Origin of the sequence: Rothia sp. HMSC058E10 (assembly GCF_001809415.1) — a bacterium.
Classification (GTDB): Bacteria; Actinomycetota; Actinomycetes; order Actinomycetales; family Micrococcaceae; genus Rothia; species Rothia dentocariosa.
The window spans coordinates 1-1,778 of the sequence record NZ_KV797622.1 but is presented as its reverse complement, the minus strand read 5'-3'; the positions used below and the strand labels follow the sequence as shown (position 1 = coordinate 1,778).

Below are 1,778 nucleotides of genomic sequence, written 5' to 3'. Positions count from 1 at the left end.
TTGACTTCCTCTACCCCGTGAACGGGGTAAATTCCTACCAGTCACTACAACCAAACTAGGCTGTGGTGACTTTCGGTGGGTGAACAGCATCAACAACAACAGCATTTGCTAACAAACGTCTTACATCATCTCCGCAGTATTCGTTTAAACTCTCGGCAAGCCCTGCCGCGAGTAGGATATTAACCGCCGCATTCAAATCCCTATCCACATGGGACTGGCACCCAGTACAGGCCCATTCACGGATATTCAACGGCTTTCTACCATTAGGTGTACCGCAAATCGAGCAGATCTGGGTAGTAGGTGCGAACCTATCCACGCGGATAAGGGTTCTACCGTGTTCGGCAGCCTTCTCTTCAATCAACCGGTTGAGGTGTCCCCAACTAGCGTCCAACACACTCTTACCCAACCGGGTTCTAGCTAGACCCGTGATTGAGAGGGTTTCCAGGGTGATAACTTGGTTTTCGTTAACAATCTGGTTCGCTACATGGTGTAGGTAATGGGTTCGCACGTTTCGGACTTTCGTGTGGGCTTTAGCTACCCTGAGTCGTTGTTTGACATAACGGTTACTACCCTTTTTCTTTTTCGAGAGTTGTTTCTGTAATCGAGCTAGTTTCTTCTCGGCTTGTTTCAGAGGTCTAGTGTTAGCAAAGACGGTGCTTCCCCCGTTACTGTTCACCGCGATAGCTAGGTCTTTCAAGCCCATATCCACGCCTACCGCGTAGGCGGTAGGCTTCGGGGCTGGGGCGGGGGTGCTTTCGACAACGAAAGACACATAATACCTACCATCCGCTTCTTGGATCAGGGTTACAGAGGTTGGGGGTGAGGGTAGGTTACGTGAGAGGTTGAAGCGGACTTCACCAATCTTAGGCAGTTTCACAAAACCTACCCCGTGAGTGGTTTGTCTAACCTTGAATGCTTGGGATGTAAACCTAGCAGCTTGCCGGGATGAGCGTTTCCTAAACCGTGGGGCACCAATCCTAACCCCTTTACGCTTACCTGTCACGGAGGTGAAAAAGTTAGTGTACGCCTTATCCAGATCCCGTAAGGACTGCTGTAAGGGTACAGCGGAAACGTCTTTCAGCCACGCTTTTTCAGGGGTCTGTTTCAGGTGAGTGAGTCGGGCAGAAAGCTCTTTACTAGAGGGCTTCTTCCCTGTGTCTTTATACTGTTCCTCTGAGTAGGCTAGAGCGTCGTTATAGACCACGCGTACACACCCAAACAGAGCAGCAATCGGCTGTTTTTGCCCTTTCTTGGGGTAGGCGCGGTAACGATAACGCTTGAGACTCATAACACCTATTATATACTTGGTGTCATGGATAATACCACTGATATAAGACGTGGTAGACATGCGATTTGGGATTTACATGTTCACTTGGTGTTCGTCACTAAATACCGGCGCAATGTCTTCACTAACACCATGCTCACCACCTGCGAAAGAACCATGCGAGAAGTCTGTGAAAGTTTCGGGGCAACCCTAGATGAGTTCAACGGGGAAACAGATCACGTTCACTTGCTAGTACGCTACCCAGCCACCGTGACTGTTTCTAAACTCGTGAACTCCCTCAAGGGGGTTTCCTCTCGTGTACTTCGGCGTGATTTTGAAGCTGAGATTACCCCGTTTTTATGGGGTGGCCATTTGTGGTCACGCTCGTATTATGCGGGGTCTGCTGGGGGTGCCCCATTGAGTGTTATTGCTGAGTATGTGAAGTCCCAGGCTCGCCCTGGTAGCTGATTCATCTCCACCCTAAAGGGTGGAGTCTTCTCAGAAAACTAGATAA

General features: G+C 49.7%; 2 protein-coding genes. One reads left to right on the top strand and one right to left on the bottom strand.

Annotation, left to right across the window (positions count from 1 at the left end):
• Nucleotides 1-55: 55 nt before the first annotated feature.
• Nucleotides 56-1,288: an RNA-guided endonuclease InsQ/TnpB family protein gene (locus tag HMPREF2609_RS04495; protein ID WP_070535225.1), complete on the bottom strand. Its 1,233-nt coding sequence runs from the start codon at nt 1,286-1,288 to the stop codon at nt 56-58.
• 24 nt (nt 1,289-1,312) lie between these two features.
• On the opposite strand from HMPREF2609_RS04495, the gene tnpA reads away from it, so the two are divergent.
• Nucleotides 1,313-1,732, top strand: a complete 420-nt coding sequence (gene tnpA, locus HMPREF2609_RS10580) for an IS200/IS605 family transposase (RefSeq protein WP_080972578.1) — start codon at nt 1,313-1,315, stop codon at nt 1,730-1,732.
• Nucleotides 1,733-1,778 lie beyond the last annotated feature (46 nt).

Bases quoted from the DNA above. Each gene is read 5' to 3' on its own strand.
- HMPREF2609_RS04495 (WP_070535225.1), bottom strand. From the start codon at position 1,288: ATGAGTCTCAAGCGTTATCGTTACCGCGCCTACCCCAAGAAAGGGCAA.
- tnpA (WP_080972578.1), top strand. From the start codon at position 1,313: ATGGATAATACCACTGATATAAGACGTGGTAGACATGCGATTTGGGAT.